Raw genomic sequence first — 20,146 nt, 5'->3', positions numbered from 1 at the left:
ATCAGCGGACCTGAAGCGTCTTCAAATGCTCGGCAATCTGCACCAGCCGCTGCGGCGTCGGCGTCAGGATGCCATCCCCGCCGTCATAGGGCAGCAGAGCGCTGTCCAGAAGCGGCCCGAAGTTCGGCATCACGCCCTCACCCTTGCCGCCGGTATATCCCCAAATCTTCGCCATCACCGCGGTGGTCGGGAAGGTTCCGTCATTGCGCCGTGCCAGCAAGGTTAGGTCCGCGGGGCGCCGGGACAGCGTGGACGCCACCTCACCATCCCTCTTACCCGAAATCCCGTGGCACCCCGCGCAATAGTCAGCGAAGTCCTGCGCCCCGCTGGGCACTGGCGCGGGCGCACCGGCAATCACGCAAGCCCCCAGACCAAGGGCTGCGACAAGCGACAGGAATGGCGGGGATTTTGCCATGATGGGCTCCTTCTGGTTGCCCGCAGAGTGACACCCCTGCAGGCGCCAGACAAGCGCTCAGGCCACGCGGCCTTGATCCAGCCGCACGATCCTGTCCATCCGCGCGGCGAGATCCATGTTGTGGGTGGCAATCAGGGCCGCAAGCCCGGTCGCGCGCACCAGATCCATCAGCGCGGCGAACACCTGATCAGATGTGCCGGGGTCGAGGTTTCCGGTCGGCTCATCGGCCAGCAGCAGACGCGGCGCGTTGGCCATGGCACGGCAGAACGCGACCCGCTGTTGCTCTCCGCCCGACAAGGCCGCTGGCCGGTGATCGGCCCGTCCGGCCACGCCAACCCGGGTGAGCAGATCCATTCCGCGCGACCGCGCTTCGGTCTCGGAAACCCCATTCGCCAATTGGGGAATGACGATGTTTTCCAGCGCGGAAAACTCGGGCAGAAGATGGTGGAACTGATAGATGAACCCAACATCCGCCCGCCGCACCTCGGTCCGCATCTTGTCGGGCAAGCCGTTCATGTCGCGCCCGTTCAACCGCACCTGACCCGCATCGGGCGTGTCCAAAAGCCCGGCGACATGCAGGAGGGTGGACTTGCCGGCGCCCGAGGGGGCCACAAGTGCCACCACTTCCCCCGGTTTCACCTGCAACGTCGCGCCGCGCAGCACCATAACCTCTGACGCTTTGCCGCGGTTGTAGGTCTTTTCAATCCCTGCCAGATCAAGTGCCAGATCACTCATAGCGCAGCGCCTCCACCGGGTTCATCCGCGCCGCGCGCCGGGCCGGAAAGATCGTCACAATGAAGGACAATCCCAAAGACAAGGAAACCGCCGACAGCACGTCGCCCCATTGCAGCTTGGCGGGCAGCGCGTAGATGCCGCGGATCGACGGGTCCCACACGCCGCCGCCCGCCAAATAGTTGACGGCGGAAAACAGCGGGTCGATGTAAAGCGCAAAGAGACAGCCCAGCACGACTCCCATCACCGTACCCACCACGCCCGTGAACGCACCACACATGAAGAAGATGCGCAAGATCGCGCCTTCGGTCAGCCCGATCGTGCGCAGAATGCCGATGTCGCGCCCCTTGTTTTTCACCAGCATGATCAGACCAGAGATGATGTTCATGGTGGCGATCAGCACCAGAATGGACAGGATCACAAACATGATGTTGTCCTCCACATCCAAGGCGCGCAGGAAAGCGCCCGAGGAATCGCGCCATGTCCAAAGGATGGCATCCTCGCCGCCTGCTTGCAGGATCGGCGCGGTGAAGCGGTCAATCTCATCGGGGCGATCCACCATCACCTCGAATTCATCGGCCAATCCTTCCCGATTGAAATAGCTCTGCGCTTCGGTGAAGGGCATATACAGGCGTGTTTTGTCAATGTCATAGCGCCCGGCGGTGAAGATGTAGACCACCTCATAGGCGTTCACCCGGGGGCTGCTGCCAAAGGCTGTCTTCACCCCGTCGGGCGAGATGACGCGCAAGCGATCCCCCACGCCCACGCCCAGATCGCGCGCCAAGACCGAACCGATCGCGATGCCTTCCTCAAAACGCTCGATGTCGCCCTCGGCATCAGACCCAAGGCCCACGCGCGGGATGGATTTCAGATCTTCTTCCGAAAGCCCATAGACCTCGGCCCCGTTGGTGGCGCCTTGGCTGGAAACCATCACCTGCCCCCGGATCATGGGGGCAGCCCGCGTCACGCCCGGCACCGCCGCCAAAGCGGCGGCGCGCGCCTCATAATCGGGGAAGCCCTTGACGAGGTTCCCAAATTCATCTGCACGGCCGGCGGAATAGACCGTCACATGCGCATTGGCGCCCAGAATGGTGTCCACGAATTCCGCTCGGAACCCCGCCCGGACCGCCAGCGTGGCAATCAACGCAAAGACGGCCAGTGTAATGCCGATCAGACTGATCCATGTCATCACGCTGACCCCGCCTTCGGCACGTTTGGCGCGCAGATAGCGCCAGGCGATCATCCGTTCAAAGCGGGAAAAAGGGGCTGTCTGGGGCATGTCTGCTCTGTCTTTTGTTTGCGCGGACAGTGTCGCGGCCCGCTGGTCGCGTCAAGGCGGCATGGCGCGCCTCGGGCTCACTTCGGCGGGATCACCCGTCAGCCAACCGCGATTGCAACCGCGGCAAAATGCAGTCCGGCGGCCACCGCCACGCACAGGTGCCAGATTGCGTTGTGAAACCGCAGACGATGCCATTTGTAAAAGGCAACCCCGCCCACATAGGTGATGCCACCCAGCACGATCAGCCAAAGCGACGCCTCCGGCAGCGATGCCCGCGCGGGTCCGATCGCCAGAACCCCCATCCAGCCAAGCGCCACATAGGAAATCACCGAAAGCCTGTCGTAACGGCCGGGCAAGGCCAGCTTGACCACCACGCCAAGCACCGCGCCTGCCCAGACCACGGCTCCCAAGGCCCAGACGAGCGGGGCAGGTTCAAACTGCGCCAGGATTGCTGTGTAGGTGCCCGCAATCATGACGTAGATCGCAGAGTGGTCAAAGCGCCGCAGCATCCATTTCAGCGCAGAGGGCGGTGCCATGTTATAGGCAAGCGAAAAGCCGAACATCAGAAAGAAGCCGGCCGCATAGACCGCAAGGGCTGCAAACACCCCGAACTCTGCGCGTGCCAGCACGTGATAGAGCAGGGCGGAAAACCCAATCAGCCCGGCCAGAAGGGCCAATGTATGCACAACCCCATCAGCCACCAACTCGCCCAACGTGAAGGGCCGTTTCATCAGTCTGGGGTGATCAGCGGGCAATGACATGGGGGCATCCGGGATGAAGGTCTGTATAATGATCGCCCGCGGGCGCCTTGCGTCAATCCATCCCAACTCTGACGTCGCGTCAGCGCGCCGCCCAGAGCAATCCGCGCCGCATGAGTTCGGCGGCAGGACCGCTGGCCACCACCTCCGCCTGATGGCCAAGGGCATTGTAATAGACACGGCCTTGCCCCCAACGCTTGGTAAACACCACCGGCATCTCCACCGGGCCATTGGGGCTATGAGGCCCGGCTACCACGGGAAAATCGCAGACCGCATGCACGGTGACGGCAGGATCGATGTGCAGATAGTATTGCTCGGTTTCCACGTCGAAATCCGGGATCCCCGAAATCAGCGGGTGCGCGCCAACCGTCCGCACCCGGTAGGGAACGCCGTCATTGCCGGGATGCGCAACCCATTGCGCGCCGGTCATGAACTGCCATGTGACATTGCTGCGAAACGCATCGCACATGCCGCCATGGCACCCGGCAAGACCCACCCCCGAAGCCACAGCCGCCGCGGCATGCTCGGCCTGTTCCTTGCCAATCTCGGCCATGGTCCAGACCGGCACGATCAGGCTCAATGCGGCCAGCCTTCCCGGATCGTCAAAGCATGACAGGCTGTCGGTCACTTCCACCTCCATCCCGGCCGCGCGCAACCATCCGGCAAACAAGGCTGCGACCTGATCGGGCTGGTGTCCGTCCCAACCGCCCCAAGTGATCAATGCAGCGGCCATCCTACCCCTCTCGATCTTTATCTTGGCTCAAATATCCCGCGGGGGTCCGGGGGCGCGAAGCCCCCGGCGGGCGGGGCTCAGCGATGCGCAGCGTAAATCTGCGCCACCCGCTCCACCGCAGCCTCGGCGCTCATTTCCTCCGAGATGCCGGTGCGGCGGCTGGTCAGCTCCACCACGCCATTCGCCAGCCCGCGTGGACCAACGGTGATGCGCCACGGCAGGCCGATCAGGTCCATTGTGGCGAACTTGGCGCCGGCGCGCTCTTCGCGGTCATCATAAAGCGCCTCAAGGCCCTTGGCGGCCAGCGCCTTGCACAGGCTTTCGCAGGCCAGATCGGTGCTGGCATCGCCTTGCTTCAAGTTCACGATCCCAACCGGGAAGGGGGTCACGCCTTCAGGCCAGATGATGCCCTTGTCGTCATGGCTGGCTTCGATGATGGCGCCCAAGAGACGGCTGACGCCAATGCCATGACTGCCCATCTCGACCGGAACCTTGGTGCCTTCTGGTGTGACGACGGTGGCGCCCATGGCTTCGGAATATTTGGTGCCGAAATAGAAGATCTGCCCCACCTCGATGCCGCGCCCGACCTTGCGGCGGTCTTCGGGGATCTGATCGAAGAGCGTGGCGTCATGGGTTTCGTCGGTGCGGGCATAAAGAGTGGTGAACTCTTCGCAGATGCTGGCCACCTCGGCGCGGTTGTCGAAATCGACCTCGCGCGCGCCGAGTTTGAGCTCGGTCACGGCGGCGTCGTAGAAGACTTCGGATTCGCCGGTGCTGGCGAGGACGAGGAATTCATGGGTGTTGTCGCCGCCGATCGGGCCGGAGGCGGCGCGCATCGGGATGGCGGTCAGGCCCATGCGCTCATAGGTGCGCAGATAGCTGACCATGTGGCGGTTGTAGGCGTGCAGGGCTGCGTCCTTGTCGAGGTCGAAGTTATAGCCGTCCTTCATCAGGAACTCGCGGCCACGCATCACGCCGAAGCGGGGGCGGACTTCGTCGCGGAACTTCCACTGGATGTGATACAGGGTCATCGGCAGGTCTTTGTAGCTGCCGACATGGGCGCGGAAGATATCGGTGATCATCTCTTCATTGGTCGGCCCGAACAGCATGTCGCGGTCGTGGCGGTCCTTGATCCGCAGCATTTCCTGCCCGTAGTCGTCATAGCGGCCGCTTTCGCGCCAGAGGTCGGCGGGTTGCAGGGTGGGCATCAGGAGCGGGATATGGCCCGCACGGGCCTGCTCTTCGTGGACGATCTGCTCGATCCGTTTCAGGACCCGATACCCCAGCGGGAGCCAGGAATAAATCCCGGCGGCCTGCTGTTTGATCATGCCGGCCCGCAGCATGTAGCGGTGGCTGACGATCTGGGCCTCGGCGGGGTTTTCCTTGAGGACGGGGAGGAAGTATCGGGAGAGACGCATGAGGGGCGGCCTATCGCTAAAGGGGGTCGGAAGGTTCCTAGCCGCTTCGGACAGGTCAGGCAAGGGCGCTGGCTTGTCCCCCTGTGTTACACCGGATTGAACCCTTTGAAATCAATGGGTTGGCTCTGCGGGATTCAGGAGTTGTTAAGGTTTGCGCGGGGGGGGCGAGGCCCCCCTCTGCCCGCCGAGTTACTTCTTGACCTGCTGGCCTGCGATGGTGGTGCCATCCTTGCGCACCCCGGTGTTCGAAGTGGCCAGCACCTTGACGACCTCTTTCTTGGGCTTCTTGGCTTCCTTGTTGCCCTTGTTTTTCTCTTTTCCCATGGCGTTCCCTTTCCTGCCGAGGTTCCCGCCAGCCCATGCCGGAAGGATCGCTGCACACTGGCCCGTTGGGCGCAGCAGGCATCAGGGGTGCCCCGGTGATGGGGGCGGAGCCTGTGGTGTGAGGATGGGCGCTTTGGAGAGGGAAGGCAAGGTGAACCGGATCTGAAACAGCCAGTGGACTGTTTTTCCGGTGAACGCCCGAGCAAGTTTGTGAGAGTGGGACCTATTTTGAAATGGAAGGGAGTATTTTAAGATAGGAAAAATTTAACAGGCTCTAATCAGCGTATTGCTGCAGTAATTACTTTTATGACGTTTTGATACGCGGGGTGAATGCGATGCGGTCTCTTAGTGCATCTAGATCAGACGGATCATCCATTTTGTGAATAAGCCTGTGACAAGTAGGGCAAAGCACCATGAAATCATCCGGTATTTTGTACCTGCGACTTTCGCCCTCCGCTAAATTCATTATTGGCTTTGAATGATGCACGTCTAGAGGGATTTCGTTAGGTGGGCCCGTGAAACGTAAATGAGTCTTAGGATCAAGGCCGCATCCCTCGCAAACCAAACCCTTTCTTTCCAAAACTCGCGGGCGTACGTTGGAAGCACGTTCAATCCGTCTTGAAAGAATATATCTTCTCGTTTCTTCTATGTCAGTTGTTCCTGCTTCTTCCTGCATGACGTCCGAAGGTGTCATGCCGCCTAAGTCGATTAGATATTGATAAGCAGAAAGCATGCGCTCTAGATCGATATCAAACTGATCTTTATCTATCTGGCGGGCATCATAACGTCGCCCAAACGCATGACCAGCCATGTAGCCTTTTGGAAGTGATGCTTCGCTGCCAAGATTAATTGATTCAGCATCGAAGAGCTTTGAAAATTTTGAAACTCTTTCGCACATATCGAGTGCGCGTCGTCTTAAGACATCTTGACCTTTTGCTTCGCCGTATTCTCGATAAATGGCAGTCGTTCCTTGATTCAACGAAAGAAAAATTTCGTTTGTGTCTGAATTAACCAAGTAGACGATGTAAAAACCTGTCGTGGCAGTCTCGGTGATCAGTGGGTCGAAGAAAGCTAGCCATGGGACAGCTGCCCACACACCTGCACCTACACTAGCCTTAACTTTTAGGTCGTAAGGTAAAAATAAGATGTGTTTTTTTGCTTCTATTGCTAAATCGTGGCGAACAAAATTACCAAATTCACTTCCAGCGAAGGGCTTTGTTCTTTCATAGCTATATTCTAAGGCTAGACGAGATAGGCCCTTGTGCAGCATGTCGCTATTTCCTTCCCCTCACACATCCAACTCCTCCACAAACCGCGCGTTTTCCTGAATGTACTGGAACCGCAGTTCTGGTTTCTTGCCCATCAGGCGGTCAACCAGATCGCCGGTCATGCCCGGTTCATCCTCATCAATGGTGACGCGGATCAGTTTGCGGGTTTCGGGGTTCATGGTGGTTTCTTTCAGGTCTTTGGCATCCATCTCGCCCAAGCCCTTGAAGCGTTGCACGTCGATTTTGCCTTTGCCGCCCAAGCCTTTGGAAAGCCAGAGGTCCTTTTCCGCGTCATCGGCCACATACATGCGGCGCGGGCCTTGGGTCAGGCGGTAGAGCGGCGGGCAGGCGAGGTAGAGGTGGCCCTTGTCGATCAGCGGGCGCATCTGGGTGAAGAAGAAGGTCATCAACAGGCTGGCGATATGGGCGCCGTCGACATCGGCGTCGGTCATGATGATGATCTTGTCATAACGCAGATCATCGACGTTGAACTTGGTGCCCATCTGGACGCCAAGTGCTTCGCAGATATCGCGGATTTCCGAGTTGTCATTGAGCTTGTTGCTGGCCGCGCCCAGCACGTTGAGGATCTTGCCCTTGAGGGGGAGCAAGGCTTGGGTTTCGCGCGAGCGTGCGCCTTTGGCGGAGCCGCCGGCCGAGTCGCCCTCGACGATGAACAGCTCCGTGCCTTCGCGGTTTTTCGCGGTGCAATCGGTGAGCTTGCCGGGCAGGCGCAGTTTCTTGGTCGCGGATTTGCGGGCGGTTTCCTTTTCCATCCGGCGGCGCAGGCGTTCTTCGGCGCGCAGGATCAGGAAATCGAGGATGGCGCCCGCCGATTTCGGATCGGCGGCGAGCCAGGTGTCGAAGTGGTCGCGCACGGCGAGTTCGACATAGCGGGCGGCCTCTTCGGTGGCGAGGCGGTCCTTGGTCTGGCCCACGAATTGCGGTTCACGAATGAAGCAGGAGACCAGCGCGCAGCCCCCGGTGAGCAGGTCATCGCGGGTGATCTGGTCGGCCTTGCGGTTTTTCACCCGCTCGCCATAGGCGCGGATGCCCTTGAGGATGGCGGACCAGAAGCCGGATTCATGGGTGCCGCCTTCGGGGGTGGGGACGGTGTTACAGTAGGATTGGATGAAACCGTCGCGGGCGGGCGTCCAGTTGATCGCCCATTCGACGGAGCCGGGGACGTTGAATTTCTCGGTGAAGGGGACTTTGCCCGCGAAGGGGCGGTCGGCATAGGTGGTGGATTTCGCCAGCGTGTCGGTGAGGTAATCGGCAAGGCCGCCGGGGAAGTGGAAGGTGGCCTCGAGCGGGGTTTCGCCATCGTTGACGGCGGTTTTCCAGCGGATCTCGACCCCCGAGAAGAGATAGGCCTTGGACCGCGCCGCCTTCATGATGCGGGCGGGTTTGAGGGTGAGCGAGCCGAAGATCTGCGGATCGGGGTGGAAGGTGACGGTGGTGCCGCGCCGATTGGGGGCGGGGCCGACCTTTGCGACCGGGCCTTGCGGGATGCCGCGCGAGAATTCCTGCACGTAAAGCTCGCGGTTGCGGGCGACTTCGACGCGCATGTGATCGGAGAGCGCGTTGACGACAGAGGCGCCGACACCGTGGAGGCCGCCGGAGGTGGCATAGGCATCGCCGCCGAACTTGCCGCCCGCGTGCAAGGTGCAGAGGATGACTTCCAGTGCGGATTTGCCGGGGAATTTCGGGTGCGGATCGACAGGGATGCCGCGGCCATTGTCGCGGATGGTGACGGTGTTGCCTTCGTGCAGTTCGATCTCGATGCGGGTGGCGTGGCCGGCGACGGCCTCGTCCATGGCGTTGTCGAGGATTTCGGCGACAAGGTGATGCAGTGCGCGTTCATCGGTGCCGCCGATATACATGCCGGGCCGCTTGCGCACCGGCTCCAGCCCCTCGAGCACCTCGATGGAGGCGGCGGTATAGGCGGGGGTGGCGGCGGAGAGAAGATCATTGGCCATGGCGTGCTCGATTCTTGTTCTGGGTCAGGGCTGGGGGGCATTAGATCATCTGCAGGGGAGGGGGCGCAAGATCCGGGGGGCATTGCCGGGGGCGGCGGTGTGGACTAGGTCAGGGTCGCAGGATGGAGGATGCAGGATGCGGGTTTTCTTTACGGGCGGATCGGGCAAGGCGGGCAAGCATGTGATCCCCTATTTGGTGGCGCAAGGGCATAGGGTGCTGAACTTCGACCGGGTGCCGCTGGGGAGCGCAGGCGTGCATGACCTGATCGGCGATGTGACCGATGCGGGGCAGGTCTATTCGGCGCTGCATGGCCATGCGGGCTATGACGAGCTGGAGACGGGGCAAGGCGCGCGGGCGTTCGACGCGGTGGTGCATTTCGCCGCCGTGCCGCGGATGCTGATGTGCCCTGATACGGAGACATGGCGGGTGAACGTGCTGGGCACCTATAACGTGATCGAGGCGGCGGTAAAGCTGGGCATCCGCAAGGTGATCGTGGCGTCGAGCGAGACGACCTATGGCATCTGCTTTGCCGATGGTGTGACGGACCCGCATCAGCTGCCGCTGACGGAAGCGTATGACATCGATCCGATGGACACCTATGGCACCTCGAAGAAGGTGAATGAGGTGACGGCACGCAGCTTCGCACAGCGGTCGGGCGCGGATATCTACGCGCTTCGGATCGGCAATGTGGTGGAGCCGCATGAATATGAGACGCTGTTCCCGACCTATTTCGCCCAACCCGATCTGCGGCGCAGGAATGCCTTCAACTACGTCGACGCCCGCGATCTGGGGCAGATCGTCGATCGGTGCCTGAAGACGGATGGTCTGGGGTTTCAGGTCTTCAACGCCTGCAACTCGACCAACGGGATGAACATCCCCAACGCCGAGCTGCTGGCGCGGTTCTTTCCCAATGTGCCGGTGACCGAGGCGCTGGGGCCTTGGGACAGCCTAATGTCGAACCGCAAGATCCGCGAGATGCTGGGATTTCAGGACCAATACGACTGGCGCAACATGCTGCCGGACCACGGGTGATCCCAAGGCGCGGCTGCGCCGCAAGTTTTTTGTCTCGTCGCGCGGCGGTGCCGCGTCTCCTCGGAGGTGCGCTCCGCGCGGGAGTATTTGGAAAAGGTGCAAATCAGGCGCTCTCTTGCATTGCACCTTTTGAAAATACTCCGGGGGGGCCGAAGGCGGGGGGCAGCGCCCCCCTACTCGGGTTCGGCTGCGCGCCGCGCCCAGACGGTTTGGAACCCGGGGCGGGCCTGTGCGGCGGCGAGCCAGCGCGCGGTGTTGGGATGATCGGCCAGAAGCGGGGCGTGGCTTTGGCCGTAGCGCAGGCATTCGGCCACCATGATGTCAGCGACGGTGAAGCGCGACATCAGCCAGTCGCGGCGGGCAAGGTGCTGTTCCAGCCGGGCCAGCGGGCGCCGGAGCTTTTCGGCGGCGAGACGGATGATGCCTTGGCCGGTGGGCGTATCGGCCTGACCGTCGCGGGCGGTGTAGAGGATCTCGATGGCGGCGGGCTCGACCGCGGTGGCGGCGAAGAGCGCCCATTGTTCCATCTCGGAGGCCTCATCATCGGAGGCAGGGCCGAGGCTGCCGCCGTATTTGCGGGCGATGTGCAGGCAGATGGCCAGCGATTCCGTCAACAAAAGCGCGCCGTCGCGCATCGCGGGCACCTGACCCAAAGGGTTGATCGCCAGAAACTCGGGCATGGCGGTGTTGAGGGGTGCGTCAGGGCCGCTGCTTTGCGTCAGGCGGTAGGACTGGATGACGGGCACATGGGTGAAGGGGGCTTCGCATTCTTCCAGCACCCAGAGCGGGCGGATGGCGCGGGACCGGTAGACGCCATAGATGGTGAGCATCGGGGTTTGTCCTTTTCTGATTGCGTGGAGTGCAGCATGTCGGCCGCGCGCGGGCAAGGGTGATTTCGGGGGGCTTGAGGGATGATCTGTGCTCTGGCGCGGTGGGCGCGACGCTTGGCCGTGCCGCGGGTGAGCGGTGGGGTGCCGCCCGGTGATCCCGTCCGTTGGCGGGCATGGCGGCGGGCGCGGCTTTGGGCTAGGGTGGCGGCATGCAAGGACTGTTCGCGGCGGTGTTCGGAAGTGTCTTGGCGCTGCCCTTGGCGGCGGCGGCGCATCCGCATGTCTTTATCGATGCCACGCTGGAGGTGATCTTTGACGCCCAAGGCCGGGCCGAGGCAGTGCGGGTGGGTTGGCGCTATGATTCGCTGTTTTCGATGGCCTATGTGGCCGAGCAAGGGTTCGACCCGGATTTCGACGGCGTGTTGACGCCGGAGGAAGAGGCGGCGCTGGCGGGCTTTGACATGGGGTGGCATGCGGATTTCGCGGGCGACACCTATGCGCTGTTGGGGGAGGCACCGCTGACCTTGTCGGGGCCGCTGGAGCCGACGGCGGCCTATGTGGACGGCAGTCTGATCTCGACTCATCTGCGGCGGCTGGCGGCGCCGGTGGCGCTTGGCGCCGAGGAGTTGGTGGTGCAGGTCTATGATCCGTCGTTCTACACCTCTTATCTGATTGCCGAGACACCCGTGGTGAGGGGCCGCACCGACTGCCGGGTGCAGGTCTATGAGCCGGACCGCGCGGCGGCGGATGCGCGCTTGCAGGCGGCGCTGGACGAGTTGGCGGGGAGCGCGGATGCCGAGAGCGAATTTCCGGCGATCGGCGCCGCCTATGCCGAGGAGGCGCGGATTTCATGCACAGAGTGACGGCACGCGCGCGCGGGCTGGCCTTGGCGGGGTTGCTGCTGGCCTTGGGGCTGGCGGCGGTTTGGGGCCTTGGCGGGCTGGAGCCGGTGCAGCGCTGGGCCGCAGGGCAGCAACGGGCGGTGCAGGACGCGCTGGCGGCGGCGGTGCGGGCCTTGCGGGCGGGGGAGCCGGGGGCTTGGGCCGCGCTGATGGCGGTGTGTTTTTCCTATGGGTTTTTCCATGCGGTGGGGCCGGGGCATGGCAAGGCGGTGATCGGCGGTTATGGGCTGGCGCGGCGGGTGCGCCTGCCGATGCTGGCGGGCTTGGCGCTGGCCTCATCCCTGGCGCAGGCGGCGGTGGCGGTGGCCTTGGTGGCCGGGGGCGCCTTTGCGCTGGGCTGGACGCGGGTGCGGATGGAAGGCTTTGCCGAGACCGCGATGCTGCCGCTGTCGCATGCGCTGGTGGCCGGTTTGGGGCTTTGGCTTGTCTGGCGGGGCGCGCGTGGGCTTTGGGCGCAGCGGGCCGGGGCGGCGGAGGGCGAGGGGCATCACGCGCCTCCTGTCCCTGTTCACGATCACGGGCATTCCGCTCATCATCATCATGACGCTTCCCGCGAGGAAGCGGCGGCCTGTGGCTGTGGTCATGCGCATGGGCCGACGGTGGCGGAGGTGGCGGACGTCACCTCGCTGCGCGATGCGTTGGTGTTGATCGGAGCGATCGCCTTGCGGCCGTGTTCGGGGGCCTTGTTCCTGTTGATCCTGACCTTTGCCATGGGGATCGGGGGGGCCGGGGTGGCGGGCACCTTTGCCATGGGGCTTGGCACCGCAACGGTGACGGTGGTGGTGGCTGGGCTGGCGGTCTGGGCGCGGGAAGGCGCTTTTGCGGCGCTGCCCGGGGCGGGGTTGGCGCGGATCTTGCCCGGCGTGGAGCTTTTGGCAGGGGCGGTGATTGCGGTGGTGGCGCTGGGATTGCTGGCGGGCACATTGTGACGCTTGCCTCGGCGCAGGGTGCGGCGTATCGCTCGCTGCATGAAAAATGATCATGTCTCTGCTGTGCCGCCGCAAACTGCCGCGGATCATGTGCGCGCCACGCTGGCGCTGGGATTGCCGCTGATCGGCAGCCATGTGGCGCAGTTTGCGCTGCATGTCACCGATACCATCATGCTGGGCTGGTATGGGGTGGTGCCGCTGGCGGCGGGGGTGCTGGCGGCTTCAAGCTTTTTCGTGCTGTTCATCATGGGGTCGGGCTTTGCCAAGGCGGTGATGCCGATGGTGGCCAATGCGCAGGCGCAGGGCGATGAGGTGCAGGTGCGCCGGGTGGCGCGGATGGGGCTGTGGCTGTCGATCCTGTTTGGCGTGCTGATCTATCCGGTGTTCTGGTGGTCGGAGCCGATCTTGCTGGCTTTGGGGCAGGCGCCGGATGTCTCGGCGCTGGGGCAGGACTATTTGCGGATCGCGGGGTTGGGGATGATCCCGGCGCTGTTGGTGATGGTGCTGAAAAGCTATCTGTCGGCTTTGGAGCGCACGCAGGTGGTGTTGTGGATCACGGTGGCGGCGGTGCCGCTCAATGCGGCGATCAACTGGGCGCTGATCTTTGGCAATTGGGGCGCGCCCGAGTTGGGGGTGCAGGGGGCGGCGATCGCGACGGTGATCATTCAGGTGTTGTCCTTGCTGTTCCTGTGTCTTTATGCGGGCCTGTTGCCGGGGCTGCGGCGCTATCAGCTGTTCATCCGCTTCTGGCGACCGGATTGGGCGGCCTTTGGGGCGGTGTTCCGGCTGGGCTGGCCGATGGGGCTGACGGGCCTTGCGGAGAGCGGGTTGTTTCAGGCCAGTGCCTTGATGATGGGCTGGATCGGGACGGTGGAACTGGCGGCGCATGGGATTGCGCTGGAGATCACCGCGCTGACCTTCATGGTGCATGTGGGATTGTCGAATGCGGTGACGGTGCGCACGGGACGCTTTGCCGGCGCGGGGGATTATGCGGCGATGCGTCTGGGGGCGAAGGTGGCGATCGGCCTGTCGCTGGCGGTGGCGGGGCTGACGGTGGTGCTGTTCCTGACGCTGCCTGCGCCGCTGATCTCGGTGTTTCTGGATCCGGCGGAACCGGCGCGGGCGACGATCCTGCTGGTGGGGGCGGCGCTGCTGGCCTGTGCGGCGCTGTTCCAGCTGGCGGATTCGATGCAGGTGATGGCGCTGGGGCTGCTGGCGGGCGTGCAGGACACACGGGTGCCGATGATCTATGCGGCGATCAGCTATTGGCTGATCGGGATTCCGGCAAGCTATGTGCTGGCCTTCCCGCTTGGCTTTGGCGCGGTGGGGCTGTGGCTGGGGTTGGTGATTGGTCTGGCCTGTGCGGCGGTCAGCCTGATGGCGCGGTTCTGGGCCCGGATGCCGGCGGCGCCTGTGGTTTGAGGGCGGAGGGGGGCGCTGCCCCCCGCGCGTGCCGCGCCCCCCCGGAGTATTTGGCAAAGGTGCAATGGCAGGCGGGCAGGTGGGGTTGTGCCGGGCGCCTCGCGCAATTGGCGGGTTGAGGGGGGGGCGGGGGCGCGCTATCTGAGGCGAAACTTTGCGAGGGATGCCCTGATGCCTGTGTTCTTGACCCATAGCGATGCCGATTTCGAGGCGGATTTTGCCGCGCTTTTGGGGATGAAGCGGGAAGAGGCGGAGGATGTGGATCAGGCGGTGGCCGCGATCATCGCCGATGTGCGGGCGCGGGGCGATGCTGCCGTGCTGGAGCTGACGGCGCGCTTTGACCGGCTGGAGCTGACGGCGGAGGGGATGGCGTTTTCGCCAGCGGAGATTGCGGCGGAGATTGCCAAGGTCTCGGCCGAGGACCGGGCGGCGCTGGAGCTCGCCGCCGAACGCATCCGCGCCTATCATGACCGGCAGCGGCCCGAGGATGCGAGCTGGACCGATGCGGCGGGGGCGCGGTTGGGCTGGCGTTGGACGCCGGTTTCGGCGGCGGGGCTCTATGTGCCGGGGGGGCTCGCGTCCTATCCGTCAAGCGTGTTGATGAATGCGATCCCGGCCAAGGTGGCGGGTGTGGAGCGGCTGGTGGTGACCTGCCCGACGCCGGGGGGGGTGGTCAATCCGCTGGTGCTCTTGGCCGCGCAGATCGCCGGGGTGGATGAGATCTACCGCATCGGGGGCGCGCAGGCGGTGGCAGCGCTGGCCTATGGCACCGACACCATCGCGCCGGTCGACAAGATCACCGGGCCCGGCAATGCTTTTGTGGCGGCGGCCAAGCGGCGGGTGTTTGGCCGGGTCGGCATCGACATGATCGCGGGGCCATCGGAAATTCTGGTGATCGCGGATGCGGGCAATGATCCGGACTGGATCGCGCTGGACCTGCTGAGCCAGGCCGAGCATGACCAGAGCGCGCAGGCCATTCTGATCACCACCGATGCGGAGCTGGGGCGCGCGGTGGCGGCGGCGGTGGAGGCGCGGCTTGAGACGCTGGAACGCCGCGACATCGCGGGCGCAAGCTGGCGCGACAATGGCGCGGTGATCGTGGTGCGCGATCTGGCGCAGGCGGCGGAACTGGCCAACCGCATCGCGCCCGAGCATCTGGAGATCATGGTGGAGGATGCCGAGGGGCTTGCCGCCGCCATTCCGCATGCGGGGGCGATCTTCCTTGGGCCTTGGACGCCCGAGGCGATTGGCGATTACATCGGCGGGCCGAACCATGTGCTGCCCACCGCGCGCTCGGCCCGGTTTTCCAGTGGTCTGAACGTGCTGGACTTCATGAAGCGCACCACTTTGGCGCGGATGACGCCCGAGGCGCTGAAGGCGATCGGCCCCAGTGCCGAGCGGCTGGCGATCAGCGAAAGCCTTGAGGCGCATGGCCTGAGCGTGCGGGCGCGGCTGGACCGGCTGAACGGGTGAGCTCCGCCGCCGCGGGCGGCGGAAGCTGCGCGGGCGCCTTGTAGTGTGGGCGCCGGGCGGTGCGTGCGAAAGGCGCGCGGTCGCGCGGTGCGTGCGAAAGGTGCGTGCCCGCGCGGCGCGGGGGGAAAGGCGCGCGGTCGCGCGCGGGGGAGGGCACAGACGCTCTTGCGCCATGCGCGGCTGTCAGGCATCACCTGTCTATCCACGAGCAAGGCCCAGCCCATGACGAACCGCATCTGCCATATCGAGATTGACGACAAGGGACTTGCCCGCCCCACGGCTGAGATCGAGCAAGAGCGGCGGGTCGCCATCTTTGATCTGCTGGAAGACAACAGCTTTGCCTTGCCTGCGCGTGAGGGGCGGCCGGAAGTGCCGGGGCCCTATCGGCTGGGACTGGCGATCCGCGAAGGGCGGCTGGTGTTTGAGCTCGGATCGGAAGAAGGCGCGCCGGTGGGGGCGTTCCATCTGTCGCTGGGGCCGTTCCGGCAGGTGGTGAAGGATTACTTCCAGATTTGCGAGAGCTATTTCGAGGCGGTGAAGCGCCTGCCGCCCAGCCAGATCGAGGCGATCGACATGGCCCGGCGCGGCATTCACAACGAAGGCGCCCGCGTGCTGCAAGAGCGGCTGGAGGGCAAGGCCGTGGTGGACACCGATACGGCGCGGCGGCTGTTCACCCTGATCTGCGTGCTGCATTGGGGCTAAGGCAAACTGGGGGTGAGCAATTTGGGTGAGTTTCCCCAATCGGTTCTGTTCTGTTGCGATCATAATGCGGTGCGCTCGCCCATGGCCGAGGCGCTGATGAAGAAATTCTACGGGCAGCGCGCCTATGTGCAATCGGCCGGGGTGCGCAATGACATGGAGGTGGACGGGTTTTCGGTGGCCGTCTGCCGCGAGATGGGGATCGAGCTGGCCCGGCATCGCAGCCGCAGCTTTGAGGAAATGCAGGAATGGGGCGATGATCTGTCGCAATTCGACCTGATCATCGCCTTGTCCCCGGCCAGCCAGCGTTTGGCCTTGGAATTGACGCGGCATTTTCATCTGGATGTGGAATATTGGCCGATCCTTGACCCGACCGGGTTGGGGGAATCGCGCGAGCACAAGCTTTCGGCCTATCGTCAGGCGCGCGACCAGATCCGGGACCGGATGGTGGCGCGCTTTGGCGCCCCCAGCGCAGACGGCGCGGCCTAGGGCTGTGCCGCTTGCTTTTGGGGGGTGGGCAGGATGCGGGGCAGGTTGCCTTCGATCCAGGCGGTGAGCGCCAGCACATGCGTCGCGGCCTCCGCCCCCAGCGGGGTGAGGCTGTAGGAGACATGCGGCGGCACCACATCGCGCGCTTCGCGCAGCACGAAACCATCGGCTTCCAGCTGTTGCAGGGTCTGGGCCAGCATCCGCTCGCTGACGCCGGTGATGCGGCGGCGCAACTGGGAAAAGCGGTGCGGTCCGGTGGCCAGCGTGACCATCACCAAGGTGCCCCATTTGCTGGTCAGGTGTTGCAAGATGGTGCGCGACGGGCAGGCGGCGGCGAGGACATCGCCTGTGTCCCAGCGGTCGATCAAGGCTTGTGCGGTGGAAGCGGGGGTCATGTGCACCTGTGTGGAATACGAACAAAAATGTACGTACTTACGAAAAGGAAGTAAAGCCGGTAGGTCTTTTGCATTCATTTGCAGGAGAACGCCATGCCCACCATCGCCATCACCGGAGCCAGCGGCCAGTTGGGCCGTCTGGCCCTTGCCGCCCTTGCTGCCCGTGGGGAGGCGCCGATTGCGCTGGCCCGCAGCCCGGAAAAGAGTGCCGATCTGGGGCTTGAGACGCGGGCCTTTGACTATGCCGCGCCCGATGTCGGGGCGCTTGCCGGGGTCGAGGTGCTGGTGCTGATCTCGTCCAATGATTTCACCGACCGTGCGGGGCAGCATGCGCGGGTGATCGCGGCGGCGAAAAGCGCGGGGGTGGGGCGGGTGATCTATACCTCGATCCTGAAGGGCGCGGAGTCGCCGCTGCTGTTGGCGCAGGATCACATCGCCACCGAGACCGCCCTCCGGGCCTCGGGTCTGAGCTACACGCTGCTGCGCAACGGGTGGTATCTGGAAAACCTGACCGGCGCGCTGGGCGCGGCCTTGGCGCAGGGCGCGGTGATCGGCGCGGCGGAAGATGGGCGCTTTTCGGCAGCGGCGCGCGCGGATTTCGCCGAGGCGATTGCGGTCACGGCCACGACGCAAGGCCATGACACTGCGGTCTATGAACTGGCGGGCGATCAGGCCTTTACCATGGCCGAATTCGCGGCGGAACTGGGACGGCAAGCGGGCAGGCCGATGCGCTATGACAGCCTGCCAGAGGCGACCTATGCCGAGATCCTGACCAGCTTTGGCCTGCCCGAAGGCTTTGCCCGCATTCTGGCCGACAGCGATGCCAAGGCCGCGCGGGGCGCGCTGCAAGACGAGAGTGGCACCCTGTCACGGCTGATCGGACGCCCGACCACGCCGATGGCCGACGCGATTGCCGCGGCGCTGGCGCGGCTTTGATCTTGCGGCGTTGATACTCTGGGGTTGCCCCTTGGTGTCGCCTTTGGGTCAAGACACCAAGGGGCTGGGGCGCGCGCCCCACGCCTGCGGTGGGTCAAAAGGGACTGGCCATCCGAGAGATTGGCGTTATCGTGCGGTCGATTGCCGGAGGATCGCCATGTCGCAAGCCGAAGCCACGATTGCCGCCTATTACGCCGCTTTCAACGCGGGTGATCCTGCGGGGATGCTGGCGCTTGTGACCGAGGATGTGGAGCATCGGGTGAATGAAGGGGGCATCCGGCGCGGGCGGGAGGCCTTTGCCGAATTCTGCGCCCATATGGGGGTGAGTTACCGCGAGGAACTGCGCGATCTTGTGATCTTTGCCACGCCCGATGGCCGCCGGGGGGCTGCGGAATTCGTGGTGCATGGCGCCTATCTGCAAACCGACCCCGGCCTGCCCGAGGCGCGGGGGCAGCGCTATGTGCTGCCGGCGGGGGCGTTCTTTGATCTGCGCGAAGGGCGGATTGCGCGGATCACCACGTTTTACAATCTGTCGGATTGGGTGGCACAGGTGTCGGCATGAGCCGGGCGGCGCTGCCAGAGGGCATTGAGCTGCGCGCCTTGCAGGGGGCGGAACTGGATGCCACGCTGGATGCGGTGGCGGGGCTGCGCATCGCGGTGTTCCGTGACTGGCCTTATCTTTACGACGGCACGCTGGACTATGAGCGCGACTATCTGCAAACCTATCGCGAGTCGCCGCAGGCGCTTTTGGTGGGCGCCTTTGACGGGGGGCGGCTGATCGGGGCCTCGACCTCGACCCCGATGGAGGACCATGCCGCCGACTTCGCCGCACCGCTCGCAGGGCTGGGCCTGCCGCTGGACCGCATCCTCTATGGGGCCGAATCGGTTCTGTTGCCCGCCTATCGCGGGCTGGGTCTGGGGCATCGCTTCTTTGACCTGCGCGAAGATCATGCCCGCGCGCTGGGGCGCAGCCATGTGGCGTTTTGCTCGGTCCAGCGTCCCGAGGATCATCCGCAGCGCCCCAGCCAGCATCGGGGCAACGAGGCCTTCTGGCAGGGGCGCGGTTATGCGCCGCTGGCCGGAGCGGTGGCGGAATTCGCGTGGCGCGATGTGGGGGAGGCCAACGAGAGCCGCAAGCCGCTGCAATTCTGGATGCGCGCGCTGTGACCGCCTTTACGCTGGCCGCGGCGGCCTATGACCTGACGTGGTTTGACCATTTCGATGACCATGCCGCCAAGCTGGAGGCTTGGGTGGTGGCGGCGGCAGGGCAGGGGGCCAAGCTGCTGGTTTTTCCTGAATATGGCGCGATGGAACTTGCGAGCCTTGGCGGGCGCGCGGTGGCGGGCGATCTGGAGGCGGCGCTGCACGAGGTGGCGCGCCACGGTGCGGCCAGTGACGCGCTGCATCTGGACCTTGCGCGGCGGCACGATTGCCTGATCCTTGGCGCCTCGCGGCCGTTTTTCGCGGGCGCGCGTCCGGTAAATCGCGCCACGCTTTACGGGCCAGAGGGCATCATCGGGCATCAGGACAAGCAGATCATGACCCGGTTCGAGCGCGAAGAGTGGGATGTGGTGGCGGGCCAAGGGATGGTGCCCTTTGACACCGATCTGGGGCGGATCGGAGTGACGATCTGCTATGACAGCGAGTTTCCCTTGCTGGCGCGGCATCTGGTGGAGCAAGGGGCCGAGATCCTGCTGGCGCCTTCGTGCACCGATTCGCTGGCGGGGTTCACGCGGGTGCGGATCGGGGCGATGGCGCGGGCCTTGGAAAATCAATGCGTTGTGGCGCAATCCCCCACGGTGGGCCTGTGCGATTTCTGCCCCGCCGTGGATGAGAACGTGGGATCGGCCGCGATCTACGGGCCGCCCGATCTGGGCTTTCCGGCCAGTGGCATTCTGGCCGAAACGGCGCGGGATGTGCCGGGCTGGGCCATGGCCGAGGTGCGCCTTGACGCGATCCGCCATGTGCGCCGCGAGGGACGGGTGCTGAACCATCTGCATTGGGCCGAGCAGGCGCAGCGGCTGGGGCGGTGATCTGCGGCGCGATTTAGAGTTTGCGCCGCTCCGCCGACCCGACGCGCGGCATCGCTTGGGGCGTGCGTTTGGCCAGCGAAGCGGCCTGTAAAGGCCGATGCG

22 protein-coding genes are annotated in these 20,146 nt (G+C 64.3%); 11 read left to right on the top strand and 11 right to left on the bottom strand.

Annotation, left to right across the window (positions count from 1 at the left end; all coding sequences use genetic code 11):
- Nucleotide 1 precedes the first annotated feature (1 nt).
- The 9 genes from CUR21_RS11175 to parE form a co-directional block, all read right to left on the bottom strand.
- Nucleotides 2–415, bottom strand: a complete 414-nt coding sequence (locus CUR21_RS11175; RefSeq protein WP_100197109.1) for a c-type cytochrome — start codon at nt 413–415, stop codon at nt 2–4.
- Nucleotides 416–472: 57 nt separating this feature from the next.
- Entirely contained in the window at nt 473–1,150 is a 678-nt protein-coding gene (locus tag CUR21_RS11170) for an ABC transporter ATP-binding protein (RefSeq protein WP_100197108.1), read from the bottom strand.
- The gene (locus tag CUR21_RS11165; RefSeq protein ID WP_100197107.1) at nt 1,143–2,426 is read right to left on the bottom strand and encodes a lipoprotein-releasing ABC transporter permease subunit; all 1,284 of its coding nucleotides are present in this window, start codon (nt 2,424–2,426) and stop codon (nt 1,143–1,145) included. Before CUR21_RS11165 ends, CUR21_RS11170 begins: the two co-directional genes overlap by 8 nt.
- 98 nt (nt 2,427–2,524) lie before the next feature.
- Nucleotides 2,525–3,187 (bottom strand): hemolysin III family protein, encoded by a 663-nt coding sequence (locus tag CUR21_RS11160; RefSeq protein ID WP_157791997.1) that lies wholly within the window; start codon nt 3,185–3,187, stop codon nt 2,525–2,527.
- A gap of 79 nt (nt 3,188–3,266) precedes the next feature.
- Nucleotides 3,267–3,917 (bottom strand): ThuA domain-containing protein, encoded by a 651-nt coding sequence (locus tag CUR21_RS11155; protein WP_100197105.1) that lies wholly within the window; start codon nt 3,915–3,917, stop codon nt 3,267–3,269.
- A gap of 77 nt (nt 3,918–3,994) precedes the next feature.
- Nucleotides 3,995–5,335, bottom strand: a complete 1,341-nt coding sequence (gene proS, locus CUR21_RS11150) for a proline--tRNA ligase (RefSeq protein WP_100197104.1) — start codon at nt 5,333–5,335, stop codon at nt 3,995–3,997.
- Between the two features lie 189 nt (nt 5,336–5,524).
- Complete coding sequence (locus tag CUR21_RS19015) at nt 5,525–5,659, bottom strand: hypothetical protein (protein WP_100197103.1); 135 nt, start codon at nt 5,657–5,659, stop codon at nt 5,525–5,527.
- A gap of 304 nt (nt 5,660–5,963) precedes the next feature.
- The gene (locus CUR21_RS11140) at nt 5,964–6,929 is read right to left on the bottom strand and encodes an MrcB family domain-containing protein (protein WP_100197102.1); all 966 of its coding nucleotides are present in this window, start codon (nt 6,927–6,929) and stop codon (nt 5,964–5,966) included.
- A gap of 18 nt (nt 6,930–6,947) precedes the next feature.
- Complete coding sequence (parE, locus tag CUR21_RS11135; RefSeq protein WP_100197101.1) at nt 6,948–8,903, bottom strand: DNA topoisomerase IV subunit B; 1,956 nt, start codon at nt 8,901–8,903, stop codon at nt 6,948–6,950.
- A 136-nt stretch (nt 8,904–9,039) separates the two neighbouring features.
- Between parE and CUR21_RS11130 the strand changes: the two genes are divergently transcribed.
- Nucleotides 9,040–9,936, top strand: a complete 897-nt coding sequence (locus CUR21_RS11130) for an NAD(P)-dependent oxidoreductase (protein WP_100197100.1) — start codon at nt 9,040–9,042, stop codon at nt 9,934–9,936.
- 173 nt (nt 9,937–10,109) lie between these two features.
- Here the strand turns inward: CUR21_RS11130 and CUR21_RS11125 are convergent, their stop codons facing one another.
- Complete coding sequence (locus CUR21_RS11125) at nt 10,110–10,766, bottom strand: glutathione S-transferase family protein (protein ID WP_100197099.1); 657 nt, start codon at nt 10,764–10,766, stop codon at nt 10,110–10,112.
- A gap of 209 nt (nt 10,767–10,975) precedes the next feature.
- Here CUR21_RS11125 and CUR21_RS11120 point away from each other — a divergent pair, with 209 nt between their 5' ends.
- The 6 genes from CUR21_RS11120 to CUR21_RS11095 all read left to right on the top strand — a co-directional run bounded on the left by CUR21_RS11120 (nt 10,976) and on the right by CUR21_RS11095 (nt 16,680).
- A complete protein-coding gene (locus tag CUR21_RS11120; RefSeq protein WP_100197098.1) occupies nt 10,976–11,629 on the top strand; it encodes a DUF1007 family protein in 654 nt (217 codons plus the stop codon).
- Nucleotides 11,617–12,597, top strand: coding sequence for a nickel/cobalt transporter (locus tag CUR21_RS11115; RefSeq protein ID WP_100197097.1), 981 nt, complete (start codon nt 11,617–11,619; stop codon nt 12,595–12,597). The genes CUR21_RS11120 and CUR21_RS11115 overlap by 13 nt, the downstream gene beginning before the upstream one ends.
- Before the next feature lie 39 nt (nt 12,598–12,636).
- Nucleotides 12,637–14,019, top strand: a complete 1,383-nt coding sequence (locus CUR21_RS11110; protein ID WP_100197096.1) for an MATE family efflux transporter — start codon at nt 12,637–12,639, stop codon at nt 14,017–14,019.
- A gap of 171 nt (nt 14,020–14,190) precedes the next feature.
- Nucleotides 14,191–15,492 carry a histidinol dehydrogenase gene (gene hisD / locus CUR21_RS11105; protein ID WP_100197508.1) on the top strand — a complete coding sequence of 434 codons (1,302 nt, stop codon included), beginning with the start codon at nt 14,191–14,193 and terminating at the stop codon, nt 15,490–15,492.
- Between the two features lie 222 nt (nt 15,493–15,714).
- Nucleotides 15,715–16,194, top strand: coding sequence for a UPF0262 family protein (locus CUR21_RS11100; protein WP_100197095.1), 480 nt, complete (start codon nt 15,715–15,717; stop codon nt 16,192–16,194).
- Nucleotides 16,195–16,215: 21 nt separating this feature from the next.
- The gene (locus tag CUR21_RS11095; RefSeq protein ID WP_100197507.1) at nt 16,216–16,680 is read left to right on the top strand and encodes a low molecular weight phosphatase family protein; all 465 of its coding nucleotides are present in this window, start codon (nt 16,216–16,218) and stop codon (nt 16,678–16,680) included.
- Here the strand turns inward: CUR21_RS11095 and CUR21_RS11090 are convergent.
- Nucleotides 16,677–17,075 (bottom strand): helix-turn-helix domain-containing protein, encoded by a 399-nt coding sequence (locus CUR21_RS11090; protein WP_100197094.1) that lies wholly within the window; start codon nt 17,073–17,075, stop codon nt 16,677–16,679. The genes CUR21_RS11095 and CUR21_RS11090 overlap by 4 nt on opposite strands.
- A 93-nt stretch (nt 17,076–17,168) precedes the next feature.
- On the opposite strand from CUR21_RS11090, the gene CUR21_RS11085 reads away from it, so the two are divergent.
- The 4 genes from CUR21_RS11085 (at nt 17,169) to CUR21_RS11070 (ending at nt 20,044) form a co-directional block, all read left to right on the top strand.
- A complete protein-coding gene (locus tag CUR21_RS11085; RefSeq protein WP_100197093.1) occupies nt 17,169–18,011 on the top strand; it encodes an NAD(P)H-binding protein in 843 nt (280 codons plus the stop codon).
- 157 nt (nt 18,012–18,168) lie between these two features.
- Nucleotides 18,169–18,573 carry a ketosteroid isomerase-related protein gene (locus CUR21_RS11080; RefSeq protein WP_100197092.1) on the top strand — a complete coding sequence of 135 codons (405 nt, stop codon included), beginning with the start codon at nt 18,169–18,171 and terminating at the stop codon, nt 18,571–18,573.
- Nucleotides 18,570–19,178: a GNAT family N-acetyltransferase gene (locus CUR21_RS11075; RefSeq protein WP_100197091.1), complete on the top strand. Its 609-nt coding sequence runs from the start codon at nt 18,570–18,572 to the stop codon at nt 19,176–19,178. The genes CUR21_RS11080 and CUR21_RS11075 overlap by 4 nt, the downstream gene beginning before the upstream one ends.
- Nucleotides 19,175–20,044 (top strand): carbon-nitrogen hydrolase family protein, encoded by an 870-nt coding sequence (locus tag CUR21_RS11070; protein WP_232622762.1) that lies wholly within the window; start codon nt 19,175–19,177, stop codon nt 20,042–20,044. Before CUR21_RS11075 ends, CUR21_RS11070 begins: the two co-directional genes overlap by 4 nt.
- The last annotated feature ends 102 nt before the right edge of the window (nt 20,045–20,146 follow it).

The organism is Pseudorhodobacter sp. MZDSW-24AT (assembly GCF_002794355.1).
In the GTDB taxonomy this organism is placed as follows: Bacteria; Pseudomonadota; Alphaproteobacteria; order Rhodobacterales; family Rhodobacteraceae; genus Pseudotabrizicola.
Note: the sequence above shows the minus strand (reverse complement) of the source record. Positions and strands in the feature narration are given on the sequence as shown.

Excerpts from the sequence above, each read along its gene's own strand:
- CUR21_RS11160 (WP_157791997.1), bottom strand. The coding sequence starts at position 3,187 with ATGTCATTGCCCGCTGATCACCCCAGACTGATGAAACGGCCCTTCACG.
- CUR21_RS11075 (WP_100197091.1), top strand. The coding sequence starts at position 18,570 with ATGAGCCGGGCGGCGCTGCCAGAGGGCATTGAGCTGCGCGCCTTGCAG.
- CUR21_RS11165 (WP_100197107.1), bottom strand. The coding sequence starts at position 2,426 with ATGCCCCAGACAGCCCCTTTTTCCCGCTTTGAACGGATGATCGCCTGG.
- CUR21_RS11120 (WP_100197098.1), top strand. The coding sequence starts at position 10,976 with ATGCAAGGACTGTTCGCGGCGGTGTTCGGAAGTGTCTTGGCGCTGCCC.
- CUR21_RS11130 (WP_100197100.1), top strand. The coding sequence starts at position 9,040 with ATGCGGGTTTTCTTTACGGGCGGATCGGGCAAGGCGGGCAAGCATGTG.
- CUR21_RS19015 (WP_100197103.1), bottom strand. The coding sequence starts at position 5,659 with ATGGGAAAAGAGAAAAACAAGGGCAACAAGGAAGCCAAGAAGCCCAAG.
- parE (WP_100197101.1), bottom strand. The coding sequence starts at position 8,903 with ATGGCCAATGATCTTCTCTCCGCCGCCACCCCCGCCTATACCGCCGCC.
- proS (WP_100197104.1), bottom strand. The coding sequence starts at position 5,335 with ATGCGTCTCTCCCGATACTTCCTCCCCGTCCTCAAGGAAAACCCCGCC.
- CUR21_RS11175 (WP_100197109.1), bottom strand. The coding sequence starts at position 415 with ATGGCAAAATCCCCGCCATTCCTGTCGCTTGTCGCAGCCCTTGGTCTG.
- CUR21_RS11115 (WP_100197097.1), top strand. The coding sequence starts at position 11,617 with ATGCACAGAGTGACGGCACGCGCGCGCGGGCTGGCCTTGGCGGGGTTG.
- CUR21_RS11085 (WP_100197093.1), top strand. The coding sequence starts at position 17,169 with ATGCCCACCATCGCCATCACCGGAGCCAGCGGCCAGTTGGGCCGTCTG.
- CUR21_RS11140 (WP_100197102.1), bottom strand. The coding sequence starts at position 6,929 with ATGCTGCACAAGGGCCTATCTCGTCTAGCCTTAGAATATAGCTATGAA.
- CUR21_RS11080 (WP_100197092.1), top strand. The coding sequence starts at position 18,169 with ATGTCGCAAGCCGAAGCCACGATTGCCGCCTATTACGCCGCTTTCAAC.
- CUR21_RS11155 (WP_100197105.1), bottom strand. The coding sequence starts at position 3,917 with ATGGCCGCTGCATTGATCACTTGGGGCGGTTGGGACGGACACCAGCCC.
- CUR21_RS11110 (WP_100197096.1), top strand. The coding sequence starts at position 12,637 with ATGAAAAATGATCATGTCTCTGCTGTGCCGCCGCAAACTGCCGCGGAT.
- CUR21_RS11125 (WP_100197099.1), bottom strand. The coding sequence starts at position 10,766 with ATGCTCACCATCTATGGCGTCTACCGGTCCCGCGCCATCCGCCCGCTC.
- CUR21_RS11170 (WP_100197108.1), bottom strand. The coding sequence starts at position 1,150 with ATGAGTGATCTGGCACTTGATCTGGCAGGGATTGAAAAGACCTACAAC.
- hisD (WP_100197508.1), top strand. The coding sequence starts at position 14,191 with ATGCCTGTGTTCTTGACCCATAGCGATGCCGATTTCGAGGCGGATTTT.
- CUR21_RS11100 (WP_100197095.1), top strand. The coding sequence starts at position 15,715 with ATGACGAACCGCATCTGCCATATCGAGATTGACGACAAGGGACTTGCC.
- CUR21_RS11090 (WP_100197094.1), bottom strand. The coding sequence starts at position 17,075 with ATGACCCCCGCTTCCACCGCACAAGCCTTGATCGACCGCTGGGACACA.